This window comes from Caenibius tardaugens NBRC 16725, from assembly GCF_003860345.1.
GTDB classification, from domain to species: domain Bacteria; phylum Pseudomonadota; class Alphaproteobacteria; order Sphingomonadales; family Sphingomonadaceae; genus Caenibius; species Caenibius tardaugens.
In genome coordinates this window covers 2,823,138-2,843,479 of record NZ_CP034179.1, presented here as the reverse complement: position 1 = coordinate 2,843,479, position 20,342 = coordinate 2,823,138, and the positions used below count along the sequence as shown (strand labels likewise).

Here is a 20,342-nt window from a genome sequence, read left to right as displayed (position 1 = left end):
TCTCGCTGGCAAATCAGCACGCGACCCGCCATCTGGCCATGCATGCAAGACCGTTCTCACATTGGAACCGTGTATCTGGTTGGCGCCGGCCCCGGCGATCCCGACCTGTTGACGCTGCGCGCGGCACGCCTAATCATGAACGCGAAACTGATCGTTCACGATGGGCTGGTCGATCCCGCCGTGCTGGAACTGGCGCGCGCAGGTACGCGGATGGTTTCCGTTGCCAAACGCCGTGCCCACCACACCATGGCGCAGGACGATATCAACGCCTTGCTCGTGCGCGAAGCTCTGGCCGGGCATGATGTTCTTCGCCTGAAAGGGGGCGATCCGCTGATTTTCGGGCGTGGCGGCGAAGAAGCCGAAGCCTGCCGCGCGGCTGGCGTGCCAGTGCAGATTGTCCCCGGCATCAGCGCCGCGATGGGCGCTGCGGCATCGGCACAGATTCCGCTGACCCACCGTGACGGCGCCAGCATTGTCAGCTTCGTGGCAGGCCAGTGCAAAGGCCTGACCGAACAGGATTGGGCGGGCCTTGCCGGCAAGGGGCGGACGCTGGTGATCTACATGGGCGTGAAGACGGCCCCGCAGATCGCGGAAAAGCTGATGGGCGATGGTCTGGCACCCGATGTACCCGTAGCCGTGGTTGAAAACGCGGCGCGTTCGGATATGCGCGTGTTGCGTACCGCGTTGGCGGGGCTGCCCGATCTCGTGATTCGCGCGAAGGTCAAAAGCCCCGCTCTCATCATTATCGGCGACGTGACCGCGCGGGATGACACCGCGCTGGCCCATGTCGCGCTGGAGGCAATGCCATGAAGATCCTGACCGGAAACGACCTCAAGACCGGGGCCGTCATTTGGTGGGCCGGTGACGACTGGTCGCTCCACGTCGAGGATGCGGTCGATGTCGGCGATGAAGCCGATGTGATCGCCGCCCGCGAGGAAGCCGCACGCCACGTCAACGCATCCTATGTCATCGACGGGGTACGTGAAGACAGTGGCACTGTCCGCCCGGCCCATATCAAGGACCGTATCCGTGCGCTCGGCCCGACCGTGCGCCCTGACCTTACTCTCAAGCCTGCTGATCCCGAAGCCGGCAACTGGGTGATCTGATGTATCGTTACGACCAATACGACCAGGAAATGGTCGATACCCGCGTCGCGGAATTCCGCGACCAGACCAAGCGCCGCCTCGAAGGCCGGTTGAGCGAGGAACATTTCCGCCCGCTGCGCCTGCAGAACGGGCTCTATCTCCAGTTGCACGCCTATATGCTGCGCGTGGCCGTGCCTTATGGCACGCTCAGCTCCGCACAGATGCACATGCTGGCGAAGATCGCGGACAAGTATGACCGTGGCTATGGCCACTTCACCACCCGCCAGAACATCCAGTACAACTGGATCAAGCTGGAAGATGCGCCCGATATTCTGGCCGATCTCGCCACGGTGGAAATGCACGCTATCCAGACCAGCGGCAATTGCATCCGCAATATCAGCTCCGATCAGTTCGCGGGCGCCGCTGCCGATGAAATCGCCGATCCGCGCCCCTATGCGGAACTGCTGCGTCAGTGGTCGAGCTTCCACCCGGAATTCCTCACCCTGCCGCGCAAGTTCAAGATCGCGGTGATCGCCAGCGACACCGACCGTGCGGCGATGAAGCTGCATGACATCGGCATCCGCATTGTGAAGAACGATGCCGGCGAACTGGGCGCCGCCTTCTATGTCGGTGGCGGCATGGGCCGTACCCCGATGATCGCGCCGTGCATTCGCGAATTCGTGCCGCTGGATCAGCTGATCACCTATTCCGAAGCGTGCCTGCGCGTTTACAACCGCTATGGCCGCCGCGACAACAAGTACAAGGCTCGTATCAAGATCCTCGTCCACGAGCTGGGCAAGGACGAATATGCGCGTCAGGTGGAAGAAGAATACGCGCTTCTGCAGCAGCAGGGCATCGAACCGCCGCTTGCCGAACTGGAACGGATTTCCACTTACTTCACCGACCCCGCTTTCGAAGCCGGCGCAGCGGATGATCTGGACCTGTCCGATGCCGATTTCGCGCTGTGGGTGGAACGCAACTGCGTGACGCACAAGCAGCCCGGCTACATTGTCGCCAATATCAGCCTCAAGCCGGTGGGCGGAATTCCGGGTGACGCATCGGCAGAACAGATCCACGTGATGGCCGATCTGGCCAAGGATTACAGCTTCGACGAACTGCGCGTGACCCATGCGCAGAACATCGTGTTGCCGCACGTGAAGAAGGCCGATCTCTACACCGTGTGGCAGAAGCTGGTCGCCGCAGACCTGGGCGCGCCCAATCTCGACACGATCGAGGATATCATCGCCTGCCCCGGCCTCGATTACTGCTCGCTCGCCAACGCCCGCTCGATCCCGGTCGCGCAGAAGATCGCAACGCGCTTCTCCGAAACCGGCAAGAGCAGCACACTGGGTGAACTGAAGCTCAAGATCAGCGGCTGCATCAATGCCTGCGGCCACCACCATGCCGGCCATATCGGCATTCTGGGCGTCGACCGTAAGGGCGTCGAAAACTACCAGCTCCTGCTTGGCGGCTGCGAAGGCGACGATACGTCGCTGGGCACGATCACCGGGCCGGGCTTCGACGAAGACGGCATTGTCGGCGCGGTCGAAACGGCCACCGATGTCTATCTCGCCAACCGGCAGGACGGGGAACGGTTCCTCGACACCTATCGCCGGATTGGCATGGCACCCTTCAAGGAGGCGCTCTATGGTTGATGTGCTGCGCTTTCGCGACGACGAACAGGTTGCCGATCCGGCCGTCACGGTGGATTCCTTCGCGGAACAGACCAACGCAACGGCTGTTCGGCTGGAACCGGGCGACGACGCGCGCGATCTTCTCGGGCATCTCGAACAGCTGCGTCTGGTCGAGGTGAATTTCCCCGTCTTCACCGATGGCCGTGGCTTTTCGTCCGCGCGCATCCTGCGCGAAGCGGGTTACTCGGGCGAACTGCGCGCCGTGGGCGAAATTCCGGTTGATCACCTGTCGCATTTGCGGCGCTGCGGGTTCGATGCCTTCGCCCCTGACAAACCGCTCGATCCGGCAGATGCCGAAGCGGCCTTCAACCGCTGGCCGGACGTGTATCAGCCGACCACGGACGGGCGCACGCCGATCTGGGCAAAACGTCACGGATTACCCAATGCCTGATGCCGCACGCCGCATCGATCGCATCGATACCGCTGCCCGTTTTACCGCTGAAGATGCCGCCGCGCTGAACGCGCGTTTTGCGGCGGCTTCGGCGCAGGACGTGCTGCGTGCGGTGCTGGTCGATGGGGTGGCTGGCCGCGCCGCACTGGTGTCGAGCTTCGGCGCAGAAAGTTCGGTCCTGTTGCATCTCGCATCGCAGATCGATCCCGCGGTGCCCGTGCTGTTTCTCGAAACGGGCAAGCATTTCCCTGAAACGCTGGCCTATCGAGACGCACTGATCGCGCAGCTCGGGTTGACCAACGTGATCAACCTCGAACCCGATGCGAAAGCACTGGCCATCAAGGATGAAAGCGGACTGCGCTGGTCGTACGATCCGGATGGGTGCTGCGAAATCCGCAAGGTCCAGCCGCTGGCCAAGGCGATGGCCCATTTTGACGCGTCGCTGACTGGCCGCAAGGCGTTCCAGTCGGCCACACGCGCCGATCTGCCGGTGTTCGAACTCGATACTTCGGACGCTGCCGGGCGGCTCAAGGTCAATCCGCTGATCGGCATGACCAAGGACGATCTTGACGCCTATATGGTCGAACACGATCTTCCGGCACATCCGCTGGTCGAACAGGGTTATCCTTCGATCGGCTGCTCGCCCTGCACCAGCAAGGTCGCGCCGGGTGAAGATCCGCGTTCCGGACGCTGGAAAGGCTGGGACAAGACCGAATGCGGCATTCACGTGCCGACAAGCACCGAAGTGCCCGGTGCCGACGACCTGCCTCCGGGTTACGAACCGGTCTTCTGAGCAATACGGAAGGCTGACTGCCCCGGTGCCGCGCCCGCATGGCGCATAGCGCACACTGCTTTCCCCGGCGCACCGCCACTGCTATGATGCGTGCGCCAAAGGAGTTTTGAAATGGGTTCGATGTCGCTTACGCACTGGATCATCGTTGCGATCGTGGTGCTGATCTTGTTTGGACGTGGCCGTATTTCGGAAACCATGGGCGAATTCGGCAAGGGTCTGCGCAGCTTCAAGCAAGGCATGTCCGAAAAGGATGAACCTGAAGCACCGGGCAAGGCCTCACAAATCAGCCAGACCCCGCCCGAAGCCGAGAAGACGGCCGCCAGCACCGATCGCGCCACCAGCGATCGGTAACCTCGTTCGGCAGGGCGATTACCGCCTGCTTCGCGCTATTTCGTAAAGTAACCGGCCCCCGGCACGGTGTCCGCATTGCGGGGCGGCGGCGTGCGGTTTGCCACCTGCCTGCCATAGACCCACGTAAACGGCCCATTGTAACCAAGCATGGGCTGATAATCTGTGACCTGCCGATCGCTCAGCACCCGGTCGGTCCGGTTGTCGAGAATATAGGTCACCCCTTCGCGCCGCACGGCCAGAACCGCGTGATCCCCCCGGCCCTGCATTGGCCTGACCACGATCAGGAACATGTCGTCGGCCGGGATACCCATATGCTGGAGCAAGGCCATTTTGGCGATGGCGAAATCCTCGCAATCGCCGATGCGATAGCGCAGGGTGTCCGCAGCCGACGCCCAGCGATCGCCATTGGCATCGTCGAGATAGCGCACATATCCGTTGATCCAGCGGTTCACGGCAACCAACGGATCGGACCAGCCTGCCTTGCCGCCCGGTTGGAAAAGTGTTGTCCACGGCCCCTGCACACTATCGAGCGAGGGCCCCGCCAGCCTGTACCATTCGGCCGCTGGCGCTTTCACACGCACGGGCAGGGCCACTTTGCCGAACAGATCGGGTGCAGGGGGGCGCACGATACAGTCTGTCACGGGCACCGGATCAAGCGGTTGATCCAGATCGGAGAACAACGGGCCCAGCGGCGCGGGATCTGCGGGCAACGCGTTTGCGGGCAATGCACTGGACAGGGCCTGCTGCGGGCATTCCTGAAGCGGAACCGGCGAAACAACCGCCTGCGCATCGTCAGGTGCATCCTGCGCGCCAGCAAAGGCTGGGGACCAGGCGACCAAGCCCCCCAGCACAATGCCTGTCAGCACCATACCGGTCAGCGCGCCTTTTGCATGCGCACGGGTTTTTGTCATCAACGCCCCCTATGCGGCCCCTTGCGCCATTCTAGGCGAAACCGGCCTGCAGACCGAGCATCACGAGTCAGAACGTGGTGGATTTGCGCCCAATGCCACCAGTATGCCCCAAAAGGGTCACAACCAGCCCTGTTTGCGATACCAATCCGCCGTGGCCTTCAGCCCATCAAGCGTGCGGACACGCGGCCTCCATCGCAGGCGCGGCACGCTGCGTTCAGGGTTCACCACCCAGTCTGGATGCGTCATGTAACTGATCCGGTCAGCGGTCAGTTTGGATTTTTCGCGGCGAAAAAAGCTTTCCAGCCGGGATACGCGATCCAGCGCCGCGCGGCTGAGATGGGGCACCCATGGCCTCCGCCCTACGGCGCCGCCGATCGCATCGGCCAGTTCCCGATGGCCCCAGCCTTCGCCCTGCCCGTCATCCGGTTCAAAGACCTTGTGCGTCACGTCTTCGCCGCCCGGCAACAGAGCCAGCAGAAGCGCGGCCAGATCATCGACATGGATGACAGAGGCACGCCCCGGCGGCGGCATCGGCACAACACCCCACTTGGCGGACCGGAACAGCTCGAACATTTCCGTATCGCGCGGGCCATAGACCGCGGGCGGGCGCACAATCGTCCAGTCCAGCCCACTGGCTGCCACGATTTTTTCCGCGCGGCTTTTCGAGGCGCAATAGGCCGAGAGGTGCGGCTCACGCGCGGCAAGCGAGGATACGAAGATGAAGCGCGGTACGCCCGCCGCCAGCGCGGCTTCGACCACGGCCAGCGTGCCCTGGACATTGCCCGCCTCGAACCCCGCGGCATCGGGCGCATTGACCACGCCCGCCACGTGGATCACGGCCTCTACCCCCTCCATCAGGCGGCGCAGCGCCTTGCGATTGGCAAGATCGCCATGAACCCAGGTCACGCCCTTGCGGTCAAGCTGCTGTCGGCGAACGAGCGCACGCACAGGGATCTCTTTCAGGTTGGCGATATCCATCAGGGCCTGGCCAACGAACCCGGTCGCCCCGGTCACAGCAATTGTCACAGCAGCACCAACTGATTGCGATGCACCACCGCCGAACGGGGGGCATAACCAAGAATATCCGCATGTTCGGCCGAGCTACGGCCCAGCAACCGCACACATTCGGCAGCGTCGTATTCGACCAGCCCTTGCGCCAGCACCGTTCCGGCATCGTCGCGGATGGCCACCGGATCACCGCGATGGAACGATCCCTCAACCGATGTGATCCCCGCGGCAAGCAGGCTTTTGCCGGAACGCAGCGCCGATGCGGCACCGCTGTCGATCGTCAGCGCGCCCTTCATCCGCAAACGCCCGCCCAGCCATGCCTTACGCGCGGCGTCCTTGCGGCGCGGCAGGAACAGCGTACCGATCCCCTTGTCCAGCGCCCGCGCCACCGGTCTGTCGTAGGTGCCGTTGAGAATCGCGAGCACGATCCCGGCGCGTTCGGCAATTTCCGCAGCCAGCAATTTTGCCGTCATCCCGCCAGAGCCCAGGCCCGAGCCGGACCCGCCCGTTGCCATGGCGTGGATTTCCGCAGTCACGCCGCGCACCAGCGGGAGCATGTTCGCACCCGACTGACGCGGATCGCGATCGTACAACCCATCGATATCGGACAGCAGCAGCACCGCCTGCGCATTGGCCGCCTGCGCCACCCGGGCAGCCAGCCGGTCGTTATCGCCGAAGCGGATTTCCTGTGTCGCCACGCTGTCGTTCTCGTTCACCACAGGGACAACGCCCGCCTGCAGCAACCGCCCCAGTGTGGCGCTGGCATTAAGATACCGGCGGCGATCCTCGAGATCTTCCAGCGTCAGCAGCAATTGCGCCGCAACGATCCCTTTCGCCCCGAGCAGCTCCGACCAGAGTTCGGCCAAGGCGATCTGGCCCACTGCCGCAGCGGCCTGGGCATCGGCAAGGTTCGCCCGACCGCCCTTGGGCAGGCGCAGCCGGGCCGCGCCCAGCGCAATGGCGCCGGAACTGACAACCACCACGTCCTGTCCACGGGCACGGGCTGCGGCGATTTCATCCACCAGTCCTTCCAGCCATGCACGACGGGGTTCACCTTTGGCGACAAGCAGCGCCGATCCCACCTTGATGACAAGGCGGGGGCATGTGGCCGCATCGGCCAGATCAGAGAGACGGGCAATCGACATTGTGCGGCGGACTTAGACGGTCATACGACGATTGCAAAGCCGCGTCCGTGGAACGTGTCAGAGCGGCGACCAAGGCTCGGCTTCGGCCTCATCCTCCACTTCCCCATCGGGGCGTTCGGTCGTGGTCGCCGCCGGGAGATAGGACAGCACGGCATCGAGCAAGGCCTCAACCCCCGCGCCCGTGGCACCGGAGATCGGAAACACAGCGTCCGCACCGGCATCCTTCAGTTCCTGCGCAAAGCCTTCTACCAGTTCGGCATCGGCAAGATCGACCTTGTTCAGCGCGATCAGGCGTGGCTTGTCATCCAGCCCCCCACCATAGGCGGCCAGCTCATCTTCCACGATGCGCATCGCTTCCGCCGGATCTTCGCCCGAAATATCGATGAGATGGATCAGCACGCGGCAACGCTCGATATGGCCGAGAAAACGATCGCCGATACCCGCCCCATCGGCGGCGCCTTCGATCAGGCCGGGAATGTCGGCCAGCACGAATTCGCGCCCCTTGTGGCGCACCACCCCCAGCTTGGGGACCAGCGTGGTGAAGGCATAATCGCCGACTTTGGCCTGGGCGTTGGAAACCTGATTGATGAAGGTCGATTTGCCTGCATTGGGCAGCCCGACCAACCCCGCATCCGCCAGCAGCTTCAACCGCAGCCAGACCCATAGTTCCTCGCCGGGGATACCCGGCTGATGCTGGCGTGGCGCCCGGTTGGTGCTGGTCTTGTAGCTGGCATTGCCACGACCGCCGATCCCGCCTTCGAGCAGGATGATCTGTTCGCCCACTTCGGTCAGGTCGGCCAGAACGGTTTCGCCATCTTCGTCCGAAATGATCTGTGTGCCGACCGGCACCTTGATGACCAGATCGGGTGCGCTGGCGCCTGTGCGGTCCTTGCCCATGCCATGGCCACCGCGCTGCGCCTTGAAGTGTTGCGTATAGCGGAAATCGATCAGCGTGTTGAGCGCAGGCACCGCTTCAAACACAATGTCGCCACCCTTGCCGCCATTGCCGCCGTCGGGCCCGCCATATTCAACGTATTTTTCACGCCGGAAACTGACCGCGCCGGGGCCACCCGAACCGGAACGAAGGTAAATCTTGGCTTGGTCGAGAAAATGCATAGTGGTTCCGGAGGCCTTGCAACGGGTTTGCGGCAATGCGGTTCACGGCCGATGCACCGTCAACCAATCGGCCGCCTGCCATGCGGCTGGATAACACGTCGCAAGAGGCCGGACAAAGTAAACGCCACTGGTGGAGCCGAGGGGGATCGAACCCCTGACCTCGTCATTGCGAACGACGCGCTCTCCCATCTGAGCTACGGCCCCGTTCCAGTGCAGCGTTGCGGGTTAAAAAAGCCCACAAGCGTGCGCCTCTTAGCGAAGGAGACGCACGCATGAAAGAGCAATTTTTCCGAGCCAGTCCCCCTAGCAGATATCGGTGGTCGTCGCGCCTTGCGCTGAACCGGCGTTCGCCGGGCAAGCCGATACGGCAGCTTGCGGCGCCGAGGCTACTGGCGGAGGATTGATATAGACGGGCGGCGCATAGGCGGCATTGGTGTACTGCATCTGGCTGTACCCGTATGTCGCCCCATACTTGGCATCCCAGGCCGCACTATCCACGCGATACTGTTCGAAGGCGCTGTAGAAATCGCCAAAGATGCCTTCCAGCCGGGCCAGACCGGTTTCCGACATGACATCGACCGATGGCGACGGCGTCAATTGCTCCTGCTGGGCAATCTGCGCCACGGCTTCACAAAACCGGGGCAATACCGGCGGCAAGGCCCAATAATTGTAGACTTGCGTGGTGTAGCTATCCCGGGCGCGCATATAGCCCGTGCCTTCCGCCTTGCGCCATTCGCCCTCGACCGTCTTGTTGATACGGTCGAGATCGCGCTTGTACTTCGTCAGGTACGATTTGTAACCGTCGAGAATGCCCCCATACTGGACTTGCAAGCAATTGAGCGCAGCCACGTTGTAGGCGGAACGGAAATTCCAGATGCGCTGCGCCGAACTGACGTGCGAATTCACCGTCTGCCGCAGGCCATCCACCCCGACAGGGGGGATAAACGTATTGGCCGCTGCACCGAAAGGCGGCAGCGGACGCGACGGAACGGCAACCACCGGCGGTGGTGGCGGTGGCGGTGGCGGTGGCGGCGTTGCGCAAGCCGCAAGCACAGAAAGGCCTGCTGCGGCAACGACGTTGCGCGATTTGGTGAACGTAAAACTAATCATTCAGGCGAGCCCCTCCGTTTGCCGACACCATGCGATCCCTACTGCACAGCGCCTTTCGCCAGGATGAAGTAACCTAAACGTTAGTAACCATAATGCAAATGCCCGGAGCGTGAAATCCACGCCCCGGGCACGATAATCCGACTCAGAATTACGATCAGTCGCGCTGGCCGAGGAAGGCAAGCAGGAACTGGAACATGTTGATGAAGTCCAGATAGAGGCTAAGCGCACCGAGAACCACGGCTTTGCCTGCAAATTCGGTGCCTGCAACCTGATGATACATCAGCTTCAGACGCTGCGTATCATAAGCGGTCAGACCAGCGAAAATCAGCACGCCGATCGCGCTGATCGCAAGCTGCATCACAGTCGAACCGACAAACATATTGATAACCATCGCCACCAGCAGACCGATCACGCCCATGATCAGGAACGTGCCCATGCCGGACAGATCCTTCTTCGTGGTGTAACCGACCAGGCTCAACCCGGCGAACGCCGCCGCCGTGGCGAAGAAGGTCAGCGCGATGGACGCCTGCGTATAGACGAGGAAAATCGTCGACAGCGACAGCCCCATGACCGTCGCAAAGCCCCAGAACATCGCCCGAAGCGCGCCGGTGCTGAAGCGGTTCGCGCCGAAGCTCATCGCGAAGACGAACGCCAGCGGCGAGAGGATGATGAGCCACGCAAGCGCGCCGCCGCCGGTCATGATCTGCGCGGCAAAGCCCGACTGGGCGAAAAGCAAGGCAACGATACCCGAAAGCAGGACACCGGAAGCCATGTAATTGTAAATCGAGAGCATGTGCCGCCGCAGGCCCATGTCATAGGTCGAGCGGGTGACTGCCTCACCATTCAGGCTCGGAGACGCGCCGAAGCCCGTCTGCCGGGGCTGGGGATCGTTCCAGTTGGCCATGTTGTCCAAATCTCCATTGCCAGCCTCAGGAATGGGCTGGTCATAGGACAATATCGCGTTTGCCCGGGGATTTTTCAAGGAAAACTGAAACCGACACCCCCTGAAACCGACCGTTATGGGGCATTGTAACAAAGTGTTGCAGACGCAGTTGCCAACGCAGCCTTTTCTAGGCCTCGCCGCGTGCTGCCGCTGCCATTTCCGCACCGCGATCACGCGCCGCCTTGAGCGTCGCCTCGATCACCGATGCGAAGACGCCGTCATGATCCATGACAGCCAGCCCCGCAGCCGTGGTCCCCCCTGGGCTGGTCACGCGTCGAGCCAGCTCCGCAGCAGAAGCGTCCGAGGCCGCAGCCAGAGCCGATGCCCCCTCCACCGTGGCAAGCGCGAGGCGATCGGCCTGATCGCGCGCCATGCCGAGCGCTTCCGCGCCGGAAGCCAGCGCATCGATGAAGCGATAGACGAATGCGGGGCCCGATCCGGCAAGCGCGGTCACCAAATCGAACAGCCCTTCGTCCACCCATTCGCTGCGGCCAAGCGGCGCGACAAAATCCGTGGTCGCGGCGCGGCCATCATCATCCAACCCCAGCGCCGCCAGAGCGAGCGGCGATTTGCCGAGCGCAGCGGACAGATTGGGCATGATCCGGATATGCGCAGCGGCCCGGGGAAAACGCGCGGCGAGGCTCGCCAGTTCAACCCCCGCCATCATCGACAGCACGGTCACCGCCTGCCCCGCGAGCGGTTCGATCGTCGGCGCAATATCGGCGAACAACTGGGGCTTCACCCCGAGGAGAATCGCATCAAAGCGCGCTTCGGGCAGCGTGCGCAGCAAGGTGACGCCATCGGGTGCCGCAGGCAGCACAGGGTCGACGATGGTGAAGCGTTCGGGCGCATAGCCGCCAGCCAGCCAGCCAGCCAACATTGCGCCGCCCATATTGCCGCATCCGACGATCAGGATCGAATTGAATGTAACCATAGTAGCCTCGCCTGATCTTCCGACGCCTCGCCGTCAAGCCCGCACAGCGCCTTCAGGCCTCGCCAGCAGGGTCCACCAAGGCGCTGTCCAGCGCATCCGCCGGGCTCTTGTCGCCCCACAGGACAAACTGGAATGCGGGATAGAACCGGTCGCATTCGCTGACGGCGGCTTCCACCACCGCCTGGGCCTGCGTCAGGCTGAGCAATCCGTCATCACCCAGCATCATCCCATGACGATAGAGCAGCACATTGCCGTTCGACCAGATATCGAAATGCCCCAGCCACAGTTGTTCATTCACCAGTGCGAGCAGTTCGAACATTTCGCGGCGTTTGTTCTGCGGAATCCGCACATCGGGCAGGCAGAGAAGCTGCAACACCCGATCTTCCGAGCGCCAGATCGCGCGAATCTGATAATTGGCCCAGCTGCCCTGGATTTCGCCCGAGATTTCGTCATCACCGACATATTCACACGGCCAGCCGCGCGCTTCGAAAAGCTGGAGCAGCATATCAACCGGCGCGGCGTCCTCTTCGCCCCGGTCAAATTCCCGTCCGCTGGTTCTCATGCCACTATCCCGCCTTTCGCCACTGCGCTCTATCGATGCGACGCGACAGGTGGTTACGGCAATGGAAGGGGCGCATGGCGCTGGGCAAAACTCGACAAGGCTGTTCAAAAGCTGTGCACAAGCGGGGGATGCGCCCCACAACCATCTAACGGCCCGCTTTCAATAGGGAGACGTCTTCACCTTCGCTGCTGGCAAAAATGAAGGCATTCACGCCCGCTTTCTTGAGCTTGGAAACGAATTCCTGCGCGGCTGCGGCACTGGGGAACGGGCCGGTGACCAGCCTGTTCGTCTGCCCCCATTTCGCGACATAGGGCTGGCGCCCCTTGAACAGTTCGGCGTTGCCCGAACTCATCCTGCGCCAATCGAATCCCAGCGCGCCAGTATCGCGGCCAGTGGCCACCTGCACCCACTGGCGCGGCGGATGCGCGGGGGGTTTGGGCTTGGCATCCTTTTGCGCTTTCGCGTCGGCTGCGGTTTTAGCACCCTTTGCCCCCTTAGGATCGGCGCGCACGCCTGCATTCTTCGCGTCCGCTTTTGGGTCCTGCGCCACCTTCGGATCTGGCGCGGCGGGTTTGGGTGCGGGTGGCGCCTCCCGGCGCGGCGTGATCGTCGTGATGTCCACCGCCCCGGCAACGCGTTGCGGCGCGGACGGCAAAGTGAAGTCCGAGAAAGCCTCCGCCAGACTGACAGGGCCCGTTGGAGCAGGCGGTGGCGGCGACGACGCGGGTTCCAGCGAGGTGAAACCGGGTCCGGCGACCGACGTCGGGGTGGCGCTCGCTGCGGATGGTGTCGTTGCGGCCGGGACATAGGCCGCAGGCTCGGTCACCGCTTCGGAGGCACGCGGTGTGGCATTGCGCGCCACTTGCGCAGTTGCGACGATCACGGGTGCAGTGCCGGACACCGGCTGCCCCGGTCCGGCATCGCCAGTCCGATGCGGACCGATGAACGAAGGGTCAGCTTGCGCGCCGGATGCCGCAGGCGCTGCCGGTGACGGCTGTGCCTGACCCGTGCCGAAGCTGGCAATGGCCGCATCCGCCGCCCGAGCAACGGGTGCCGCGGGGACGGACGCCGCTGCGGACGTATGCGCTGTGACCGCTTGGGGTGCGGGCGCATAGGGCGCAGGTGAGGTTGCGGGATAACGGGCCGGCGGAGGCAGTGCGGCGGCGGCAGGCCCACCCAGACGATTGGCTGTGACCGCTGCAGCCATAGCAGGGGCCGGTTCGCTCACCGCGGCGCCACCCGTCATCGCGCGGGTTTGCGTACCGGGGCTGGCCTGCGCAATCGGGGGCAATTCACCCGCTGGGGCAGCCGGGGGGGCTGCACGTGCAACGGGGGCTGCCACCGCTTGTGCCGGCGGCGGCGAAGCCTGCTTCGTCGGGCGGCGATTGCCGGACGCTTTGGGCGGTTTGGCTGCCGCATCCCCGGCCGTTGTCTTGCGCCCCAACGGTTCGCCTGCAGGAACCAGCGCCGACTGTTCAGGTGGCAGGCTGGCACTGGCGACCTGTGGCCGCTTTGTATTGGAGGCGTAACGGGCCGCGCGTGGGTTATCCTTGCCGATATTCGCCGTTTGCGGGAAATGACCGAAATTCGCCGCCGCAGCCTGCTGCGCCGGGGTAAGGCGTGGCATGTACCGCAGATACGGCGCAAGCTTGCTGGCCATATCGCGGGGCATCACCTGATCGACGATCTCCTGCGCGGCTTTCGCATCGCCCAGAATGGCCAGAACAAACGCACGCGAACGATAAGCCGCCAGATCCTGCTTGCGCAGCAACGGCAACAAGGCCGCTTCGGCACCGTTGCGATCGCCCGATATGGCAAGGCTCACCGCTAGTCGCCGGGTCACCTGGGCATTGGGACCGAGCGCAAGCGCCTTGCGATAGTAGGCCTGCGCCGAACCGGTATCGCCAACCAGATCGTGGGCAAGGCCACGATCGGCGGAGAGGATGGCGGGAACGCCGCCCGCCTTGTCCGCCTCTTCGAACATGAGCAATGCATCATAGGGATTTTCGCTGCGCACATAGGCCGCGCCCAACCCCGCCTTCGCACGCGCATTGCCCGGGTCGACGGAATCCGCCCGACTGAAGAAGCCGACCGCGGCGTCCACATCGCCGATATCCAGCGCGGCAAAGCCCGCATCCACCAGCGCCCCGGCATCCTGCGGATTGTTGGCCAGCCTTTGCAGCGCACTGTTCAGCGCGCTCGTACTGGCCGGAGGGAGAGGCTGCACGACTTCGCGCGACACCACTGGCCCGGACTGCCCGGCTGCGGAACTCGCAACGCAAGCAACCGACAATGCCAGAAGGCATGCCGTTCCATCACGCAGGTGCGCCCGCATATGTCTTGTGAAGCTATGCAATATAACCTTCGCTTCCGCCCTGACCCCACAGCCAGGTCGCCATCTTCCTGCCCGCACCCGGATGAACCGGGCGCGAACAGGAGGATGCAAAGCTATTGGTTGTTCTGACGACCGAGGAAACGCGGAATATTGAGCGCCGAGCCGCCATCGTCATCGTCGTCATCTTCATTCCGCGCGCTGCGGGAAAGATTGGCCATACGCTCAAACAGCGTGCTGCCCCCGCCAGACGATGCGGGCGATCCACCACCGGCGCCACCACCGAGAATCCCCCGGCGACGCCCGGTGACACCCGGCGAAACCGGCGCATCTTCGGCTGCCAGTCGATCGGCATCGCGCAGCAGGCCATCATCGGCGGCACCATTGGCCTGTTCCACCGGTTCAGCAGCTGGCGCAGCGGTTTCGGGCTGGCTTTCATCCAGCGCAAAGGTCAGTTCAAACGGTTCCTCTGCCCCGCCCTGCGGCGCGGCCGGTTCCGCTTCAGCGCCCGTGTATCCACCGAACGACGGTTCGCTGGGGGCCTGATAGGCGGGTTCTTGAGGCGGGGCCGACGCGTTCACTTGCGGGGAAAACGGCTCAAACGCCTGGGGCACAACAGGCGCGGCGGCAGGAGTTTCGCTGACCGCTGCGGCAGGGACGTCCTGCGCCAGTTCCGCTTCGCTGGGCAAAGGCAGGACCGGACGCTTGGGCGCACGGCCCGCGCCGAGGTTAAGCGGGCGCGGTTCGGCATGCTGCGGGATGGCATCCTGATCGATACCGGTTGCCACAACCGATACGCGCACTTTGCCTTCGAGATCCGGATTGAACGCGGAACCCCAGATAATATTCGCGTCGGCATCGACCAGTTCGCGAATGTGGTTGGCCGCTTCATCGACTTCGAGCAGCTTCATATCGTCGCCGCCGATAATCGAAATGATCACGCCCTTGGCGCCGGTCATGGAAACGCCGTCGAGCAGCGGGTTGGCAATCGCCCGTTCCGCCGCTTCGAGTGCCCGATTCGGGCCTTCGCCTTCACCGGTACCCATCATTGCCTTGCCCATTTCGCTCATCACCGAACGGACGTCGGCAAAGTCGAGGTTGATCAGGCCGGGCATGACCATGAGGTCGGTGATCGAACGGACGCCCTGCTGCAGCACTTCGTCCGCAAGCTGGAAGGCTTCCTTGAAGGTCGTTTCCGCCTTCGCCACCAGGAACAGGTTCTGGTTGGGAATGACGATCAGCGTGTCGACATGCTTCTGCAGTTCTTCGATGCCCGCTTCGGCCGAACGCATCCGGCGCGCGCCTTCGAAGAGGAAGGGCTTGGTCACCACGCCCACTGTCAGCACGCCCTTGCGGCGGGCGACTTCGGCGATGACAGGCGCAGCGCCCGTGCCGGTACCGCCGCCCATACCGGCCGCAATAAAGCACATGTTCACGCCGTCGAGCGAACGTTCCAGTTCCTCGACCGTTTCTTCGGCAGCGGCACGGCCGACTTCCGGCCGCGATCCCGCGCCGAGCCCCTGCGTGATGTCCGGCCCGAGCTGAATGCGCGTATCGGCAATCGAATTGTTCAATGCCTGCGCATCGGTATTCGCGACAATGAAGTCGACGCCTTCAATCTGCGCCTGGATCATATTCGCGATTGCGTTGCCACCCGCGCCGCCAACACCGATTACAGTGATGCGCGGGCGCAGTTCATCTACAGAAGGCGGGCCGATATTGATGCTCATAATGCTCCCTCCAAGGGACGAAAACGTATGGATCCACTTGCGCTTGCTTGTGCCACAAAGCGAATCGCACGTGCAAAGCGAAATTAACCTTTTCCACAAGCGTTAGTGGTGCACAGGGTGCACTTTGCCGCTCAAAAATACTCTTTCAACGCACCGAACACCCGATCGACCAATCCGAAGCCGGTATAACGGCTGGTTGCCTGATGTTTCGGACCGATCGAACGGATATCTACCGGGGCCGCCGCCGCGTAAAGGACGAGCCCCGCCAAAGTGGCGAAACCGGGGACAGAATGTGCTTCCGGCAGGCCACGCAGTGCAGGTGGGCGGCCAATGCGCACCGGCTTGCCCAACGCGTTCTGCGCATAGTCCGCTATCCCGGCGAGTTCCGCCCCGCCACCGGTCAACACCACCTGATGTCCACGCGGCCCTGAAAAACCCATATCCTTGAGCGCCTTGCCCACTTCTTTCATAAGGCGATCCAGTTGCCCGGTGATGACCGAGATCAATTCCGCGCGTGGGATACGATTCTTGTCATCCGCATGGCGCGCCAATGGGGTCGAACCTTCCTCGCCCGGTCCCGAAACAGGAATCATCTCGCGATGATCGGCCGGGCTGGCAATCGCGGACCCCGCGACGCATTTCAGACGTTCCGCCTGGAACCGGCGAATGCCGAAGGCAGAGGCCACGGCATCGGTGATATCCGCCGACCCCATCGGGATCGCGGTGAGGCCCAGCAACATGCCGCCTGCATAAACCGAGACATTGGTGACTTCCCCGCCGAACTCGACCAGCGCGACGCCCAGTTCCCGCTCTTCATGGCTAAGACAGGCATAGCCCGCCGACACGGGCGAGCCGACAACGCCTTCCACTTGAAGATGCGCGTTCTGTACCGCTTCCTTGATATTCCGGATCGGTGCGCCGTCCGCCATCATCACATGGATATCCACGCCTAGCCGTTCGGCATGCAACCCTTTCGGATTGGCCACGCCATGCGCACCATCCAGCGTGTAGTGGGCCGGTTGCGCATGCAACACCATGCGGCCATCGGGTTGGATCGTTTCCCGCCCGGCGGCAAGCAAACGCTCGATATCCTCTTCCTCGATCCGGCGTCCGCCGATCTCGATCTCGACTTCCGCAATTCTGCTGGACAGCCCCGCACCGGAACAGCCGATCCAGACGCTGGAGACGCTGGTATTGGCGATCCGTTCCGCCCGTTCGAGCGCATCGCGCACGGCGTATGTCGCTGCGGCCATATCGGTCACATAACCGCGCTTGATCCCTTGTGCGGCCCTGTGCCCGGAACCCAGCACGATCATCTCGCCGGTTTCCGACAATCCGGCGATCATCGCCGAAATGCGGAATGAACCGATGTTGATCGCACCAAAAACGCGGGTGATGCGCGGCGTCGCGGCCATAGCTACTTACGCTCCTCGCCAGCCTTGACCGCCTCTGCGGCACGGCCCGGGATACGCATATATATACGCTCTGGCGCGCGCATGTCGAATATCGCGACCTTGCCGCCCAGCAGGCGGTTGACCCCATCCAGTCGCGCAAACGCAATCAATGCGGTTGCCGAAGGTTTTTCGCCTTGCGGCAGAGCCAGAACCTGCCCCGTCTTGAACGTCAGATTCCAGCGGCGATTGCCGATCCATTCCGCCTCGGTCACCTGAGGCTTCAGGGCGGGCGCTGCATCGAGCAACTGGCCCAGCATCGGCACCTGCATCGCGGCGCCCGGCCCCGATACGATCAGGCGCCCTTTTGCCGCCGCCGCCGAAATCGGCTCCAACTCCACGCCCGTTTCATCGATCAGCACCAGCCTGTTGGGCTTGCGCAATACGGCGTGCGGTTCCCGCTCCACGATATCGACCACCAGCGTATCGGGCAGCTGGCGCGAAACTCGCGCATCCTTGACCCAGCTCAACCCGAGCAAATCGGTGCGCACGACATCGAGATCGACCAGCGGCATCGCCCGATCGCGTTCGCCCAGCACCCGCTCGTAAACCTTGAGCTCGTTCATATGTTCCACGCCGCGCACTTCCACGCGGCGCACCTCAAAGCCGGCATTGGATGCAAACTGCGCCAGTTGCGCATGCGCCAGGGCGGGCAGGCCCGCAAGGCTGGCGACCACCCATGCCATGGCGATGGCGACGGCAAAAATCACGAACAGGAAGAAGCGGTGCAATTGCTCCTCGGTGAAAGGCAGCCAGCGCATCGCGGTATCCACAACGGACCCGGTGTGCGCTTTCGCCTTGTCAACCTTGCGCGCGGCGCCCCGTGCCGCCGCCGCCCGACGAACACCTTTGCCCCCCCGCTTGATCGTCTGGGCCATCAGTTAGTCCCTGCCCCTCCGTTTCCTGCCCCGTTGCCATGATCCAGAGCATCGGCGATGATCGCTTCGACCAGTTCACCATATGTCATTCCGCAATACCTTGCCTGTTCCGGTACCAGGCTAAGCGGAGTCATCCCCGGTTGTGTGTTGGTTTCCAACAGGAAAAGCCCCGCCTCCCCCTGTTCATCATCCCAACGAAAATCGGAACGGCTGGTCCCCTTGCAGCCGAGCAGGCGATGCGCCTGCACTGCATAGCTCTTGCACAGGTCAGCAATATTATCGGGAATCTGTGCCGGGCACACATGTTCGGTCAGGCCATCGGTGTACTTGGCATCGAAATCGTAGAAGCCCGATTTGGGCACCAGTTCGGTGACAGTCAGCGCACGGGGGCCATCCGGCCCGGCGATCACCGCCGTCGTCAGTTCATGCCCCCGGATATAGGGCTCGGCCAACAATTCGTCGAACTGCTGCCACGGCCCCACCACATCCTTGCGGATAGGATTGCCGTAGTTGGAATCCCGCGTGACAATCGCCACACCGACCGAAGACCCTTCGTTCACCGGCTTCAGCACATAAGGCCGCGCCAAGGGGTCGGCTTCATAGAGTTCCGCGCTCTTCACAATCCGTCCGCCCGGCATCGGCACGCCATGGGGGACCAGCGCCTGCTTGGTCAGTTCCTTGTCAATCGCGATGACCGAAGTCGCCAGCCCGGAATGCGTATAGGGAATGCCCATGAGATCGAGCATGCCCTGCACCGTGCCGTCTTCGCCCGGAACCCCATGCAAGGCGTTGAACACAACATCGGGTTTGGCCGCGGCAAGGCGCGCGGCCACATCGCGATCCATATCGATGCGGGTGACACGATGGCCCCGTTCTTCCAATGCCGTGGCGACGCCCTCGCCGCTCATCAGCGAAACCGGCCGTTCGTTCGACCAGCCGCCCATCAATACGGCCACATGCAGTTTCGGAAGCGTCACGGTCTGCCTACTCTCTGAATTTCCCATTCCAGGGCCACACCCTGGCTTGCCCGCACGCGGCGGCGCACCTCTTCACCCAACCCTTCGATCTCCGCACTGGTGGCGTTGCCGGTGTTGATCAGGAAATTGGTGTGTTTTTCGCTGACTTGCGCGCCACCCATCGTCAGCCCACGGCATCCGGCGGCATCCACCAGCCGCCATGCCTTGTCTCCCGACGGGTTCTTGAAAGTCGATCCACCGGTCTTGGACCGCAGCGGCTGGCTTTCCTCGCGGGCTGCGGCGATCCGGTCCATTTCCGCGCCGATCGCCACAGGATCGCCCGGTTGCCCACGGAATCGGGCCGCGACCACGACCGCACCGTCCGGCAAGGCCGAATGGCGATAGGTATAGCGCAAATCGCGCGCGGGCAGCGTAATCAGCGTGCCATCGGCCAACACCACATCGCAATCGACAAGCACATCGGACACTTCGCGGCCATAGGCGCCGCCGTTCATACGCACGAAGCCGCCCACCGTCCCCGGAATGCCGCGCAGAAACTCCAGCCCGGCAATGCCCGCATCGCGCGCGGTCGAAGCCACGAGTATCCCGCTGGCCCCGCCGCCGCATTCCAGCACGCAATCGCCCAGATCGCGGACTTTGGCAAAAGCCTTGCCCAGACGGATCACCACACCCGGCACCCCGCCATCGCGTACGATCAGATTGGAACCCAGCCCCAGCGCCATGACCTGCATGCCGCCGTTCACCGTGCCGAGGAACCGGGTCAGATCGTCAAGATCCGCCGGTTCGAAAAGCCAGTCGGCCGCACCGCCCGCCTTGAACCACACCAGTGGTGCCAATGGCGCATTCGCGGTCAGTTTCCCTCGGACCATATCGGGTGACAGACTGGTTGCGGCGGTCGTGCCGCTATCCATCAGCCAGTCGTTGGGCTGCA

At 63.2% G+C, this 20,342-nt stretch carries 20 protein-coding genes and 1 tRNA gene; 6 read left to right on the top strand and 15 right to left on the bottom strand.

Annotated features, from left to right (window positions below):
- Window positions 1–42: 42 nt before the first annotated feature.
- The 6 genes from cobA (at window position 43) to EGO55_RS13345 (ending at window position 4,314) form a co-directional block, all read left to right on the top strand.
- Window positions 43–810: a uroporphyrinogen-III C-methyltransferase gene (cobA, locus tag EGO55_RS13370; RefSeq protein WP_021690407.1), complete on the top strand. Its 768-nt coding sequence runs from the start codon at window positions 43–45 to the stop codon at window positions 808–810.
- On the top strand, window positions 807–1,106 hold the full coding sequence (locus EGO55_RS13365; RefSeq protein ID WP_021690406.1) for a DUF2849 domain-containing protein: 300 nt from the start codon (window positions 807–809) through the stop codon (window positions 1,104–1,106). The genes cobA and EGO55_RS13365 overlap by 4 nt, the downstream gene beginning before the upstream one ends.
- On the top strand, window positions 1,106–2,740 hold the full coding sequence (locus EGO55_RS13360; RefSeq protein ID WP_021690405.1) for a nitrite/sulfite reductase: 1,635 nt from the start codon (window positions 1,106–1,108) through the stop codon (window positions 2,738–2,740). Before EGO55_RS13365 ends, EGO55_RS13360 begins: the two co-directional genes overlap by 1 nt.
- Window positions 2,733–3,170, top strand: a complete 438-nt coding sequence (locus EGO55_RS13355; RefSeq protein ID WP_021690404.1) for a DUF934 domain-containing protein — start codon at window positions 2,733–2,735, stop codon at window positions 3,168–3,170. The genes EGO55_RS13360 and EGO55_RS13355 overlap by 8 nt, the downstream gene beginning before the upstream one ends.
- Entirely contained in the window at window positions 3,163–3,963 is an 801-nt protein-coding gene (locus EGO55_RS13350) for a phosphoadenylyl-sulfate reductase (RefSeq protein WP_021690403.1), read from the top strand. Before EGO55_RS13355 ends, EGO55_RS13350 begins: the two co-directional genes overlap by 8 nt.
- A gap of 111 nt (window positions 3,964–4,074) precedes the next feature.
- Window positions 4,075–4,314 (top strand): twin-arginine translocase TatA/TatE family subunit, encoded by a 240-nt coding sequence (locus tag EGO55_RS13345; protein ID WP_021690402.1) that lies wholly within the window; start codon window positions 4,075–4,077, stop codon window positions 4,312–4,314.
- A gap of 35 nt (window positions 4,315–4,349) precedes the next feature.
- Here EGO55_RS13345 and EGO55_RS13340 read toward each other — a convergent pair whose 3' ends face one another.
- The 15 genes from EGO55_RS13340 to murB all read right to left on the bottom strand — a co-directional run bounded on the left by EGO55_RS13340 (window position 4,350) and on the right by murB (window position 20,322).
- The gene (locus tag EGO55_RS13340) at window positions 4,350–5,225 is read right to left on the bottom strand and encodes a transglutaminase-like cysteine peptidase (protein WP_021690401.1); all 876 of its coding nucleotides are present in this window, start codon (window positions 5,223–5,225) and stop codon (window positions 4,350–4,352) included.
- 117 nt (window positions 5,226–5,342) lie between these two features.
- The gene (locus tag EGO55_RS13335; RefSeq protein WP_021690400.1) at window positions 5,343–6,251 is read right to left on the bottom strand and encodes an NAD-dependent epimerase/dehydratase family protein; all 909 of its coding nucleotides are present in this window, start codon (window positions 6,249–6,251) and stop codon (window positions 5,343–5,345) included.
- Window positions 6,248–7,378, bottom strand: coding sequence for a glutamate 5-kinase (gene proB, locus EGO55_RS13330; protein ID WP_021690399.1), 1,131 nt, complete (start codon window positions 7,376–7,378; stop codon window positions 6,248–6,250). Before proB ends, EGO55_RS13335 begins: the two co-directional genes overlap by 4 nt.
- Window positions 7,379–7,435: 57 nt before the next feature.
- Window positions 7,436–8,494 carry a GTPase ObgE gene (obgE, locus tag EGO55_RS13325; protein WP_021690398.1) on the bottom strand — a complete coding sequence of 353 codons (1,059 nt, stop codon included), beginning with the start codon at window positions 8,492–8,494 and terminating at the stop codon, window positions 7,436–7,438.
- A 128-nt stretch (window positions 8,495–8,622) separates the two neighbouring features.
- Window positions 8,623–8,698: transfer RNA gene (locus tag EGO55_RS13320), tRNA-Ala, on the bottom strand.
- 99 nt (window positions 8,699–8,797) lie between these two features.
- On the bottom strand, window positions 8,798–9,604 hold the full coding sequence (locus tag EGO55_RS13315; protein WP_021690397.1) for a hypothetical protein: 807 nt from the start codon (window positions 9,602–9,604) through the stop codon (window positions 8,798–8,800).
- Between the two features lie 154 nt (window positions 9,605–9,758).
- Window positions 9,759–10,508, bottom strand: a complete 750-nt coding sequence (locus EGO55_RS13305; RefSeq protein WP_021690396.1) for a Bax inhibitor-1/YccA family protein — start codon at window positions 10,506–10,508, stop codon at window positions 9,759–9,761.
- A 166-nt stretch (window positions 10,509–10,674) separates the two neighbouring features.
- Window positions 10,675–11,481, bottom strand: coding sequence for a pyrroline-5-carboxylate reductase family protein (locus EGO55_RS13300; protein WP_021690395.1), 807 nt, complete (start codon window positions 11,479–11,481; stop codon window positions 10,675–10,677).
- A 52-nt stretch (window positions 11,482–11,533) separates the two neighbouring features.
- Entirely contained in the window at window positions 11,534–12,043 is a 510-nt protein-coding gene (locus EGO55_RS13295; RefSeq protein WP_021690394.1) for a type III secretion system chaperone family protein, read from the bottom strand.
- Window positions 12,044–12,188: 145 nt separating this feature from the next.
- The gene (locus EGO55_RS13290) at window positions 12,189–14,285 is read right to left on the bottom strand and encodes an SPOR domain-containing protein (RefSeq protein ID WP_124916789.1); all 2,097 of its coding nucleotides are present in this window, start codon (window positions 14,283–14,285) and stop codon (window positions 12,189–12,191) included.
- A gap of 206 nt (window positions 14,286–14,491) precedes the next feature.
- Window positions 14,492–16,105, bottom strand: a complete 1,614-nt coding sequence (ftsZ, locus tag EGO55_RS13285) for a cell division protein FtsZ (RefSeq protein ID WP_021690392.1) — start codon at window positions 16,103–16,105, stop codon at window positions 14,492–14,494.
- A 131-nt stretch (window positions 16,106–16,236) separates the two neighbouring features.
- Complete coding sequence (ftsA, locus tag EGO55_RS13280; protein ID WP_021690391.1) at window positions 16,237–17,520, bottom strand: cell division protein FtsA; 1,284 nt, start codon at window positions 17,518–17,520, stop codon at window positions 16,237–16,239.
- 2 nt (window positions 17,521–17,522) lie between these two features.
- Window positions 17,523–18,434, bottom strand: a complete 912-nt coding sequence (locus EGO55_RS13275) for a cell division protein FtsQ/DivIB (RefSeq protein ID WP_021690390.1) — start codon at window positions 18,432–18,434, stop codon at window positions 17,523–17,525.
- A complete protein-coding gene (locus EGO55_RS13270; protein ID WP_021690389.1) occupies window positions 18,434–19,411 on the bottom strand; it encodes a D-alanine--D-alanine ligase in 978 nt (325 codons plus the stop codon). Before EGO55_RS13270 ends, EGO55_RS13275 begins: the two co-directional genes overlap by 1 nt.
- Window positions 19,408–20,322: a UDP-N-acetylmuramate dehydrogenase gene (gene murB / locus EGO55_RS13265; RefSeq protein ID WP_040715984.1), complete on the bottom strand. Its 915-nt coding sequence runs from the start codon at window positions 20,320–20,322 to the stop codon at window positions 19,408–19,410. The genes EGO55_RS13270 and murB overlap by 4 nt, the downstream gene beginning before the upstream one ends.
- Between the last annotated feature and the right edge of the window lie 20 nt (window positions 20,323–20,342).

Excerpts from the sequence above, each read along its gene's own strand:
- EGO55_RS13355 (WP_021690404.1), top strand. The coding sequence starts at position 2,733 with ATGGTTGATGTGCTGCGCTTTCGCGACGACGAACAGGTTGCCGATCCG.
- cobA (WP_021690407.1), top strand. The coding sequence starts at position 43 with ATGCAAGACCGTTCTCACATTGGAACCGTGTATCTGGTTGGCGCCGGC.
- ftsA (WP_021690391.1), bottom strand. The coding sequence starts at position 17,520 with ATGGCCGCGACGCCGCGCATCACCCGCGTTTTTGGTGCGATCAACATC.
- EGO55_RS13365 (WP_021690406.1), top strand. The coding sequence starts at position 807 with ATGAAGATCCTGACCGGAAACGACCTCAAGACCGGGGCCGTCATTTGG.
- murB (WP_040715984.1), bottom strand. The coding sequence starts at position 20,322 with ATGGATAGCGGCACGACCGCCGCAACCAGTCTGTCACCCGATATGGTC.
- EGO55_RS13315 (WP_021690397.1), bottom strand. The coding sequence starts at position 9,604 with ATGATTAGTTTTACGTTCACCAAATCGCGCAACGTCGTTGCCGCAGCA.
- EGO55_RS13295 (WP_021690394.1), bottom strand. The coding sequence starts at position 12,043 with ATGAGAACCAGCGGACGGGAATTTGACCGGGGCGAAGAGGACGCCGCG.
- EGO55_RS13300 (WP_021690395.1), bottom strand. The coding sequence starts at position 11,481 with ATGGTTACATTCAATTCGATCCTGATCGTCGGATGCGGCAATATGGGC.
- EGO55_RS13345 (WP_021690402.1), top strand. The coding sequence starts at position 4,075 with ATGGGTTCGATGTCGCTTACGCACTGGATCATCGTTGCGATCGTGGTG.
- proB (WP_021690399.1), bottom strand. The coding sequence starts at position 7,378 with ATGTCGATTGCCCGTCTCTCTGATCTGGCCGATGCGGCCACATGCCCC.
- EGO55_RS13340 (WP_021690401.1), bottom strand. The coding sequence starts at position 5,225 with ATGACAAAAACCCGTGCGCATGCAAAAGGCGCGCTGACCGGTATGGTG.
- EGO55_RS13305 (WP_021690396.1), bottom strand. The coding sequence starts at position 10,508 with ATGGCCAACTGGAACGATCCCCAGCCCCGGCAGACGGGCTTCGGCGCG.
- obgE (WP_021690398.1), bottom strand. The coding sequence starts at position 8,494 with ATGCATTTTCTCGACCAAGCCAAGATTTACCTTCGTTCCGGTTCGGGT.
- EGO55_RS13350 (WP_021690403.1), top strand. The coding sequence starts at position 3,163 with ATGCCTGATGCCGCACGCCGCATCGATCGCATCGATACCGCTGCCCGT.
- EGO55_RS13275 (WP_021690390.1), bottom strand. The coding sequence starts at position 18,434 with ATGGCCCAGACGATCAAGCGGGGGGGCAAAGGTGTTCGTCGGGCGGCG.
- ftsZ (WP_021690392.1), bottom strand. The coding sequence starts at position 16,105 with ATGAGCATCAATATCGGCCCGCCTTCTGTAGATGAACTGCGCCCGCGC.
- EGO55_RS13360 (WP_021690405.1), top strand. The coding sequence starts at position 1,106 with ATGTATCGTTACGACCAATACGACCAGGAAATGGTCGATACCCGCGTC.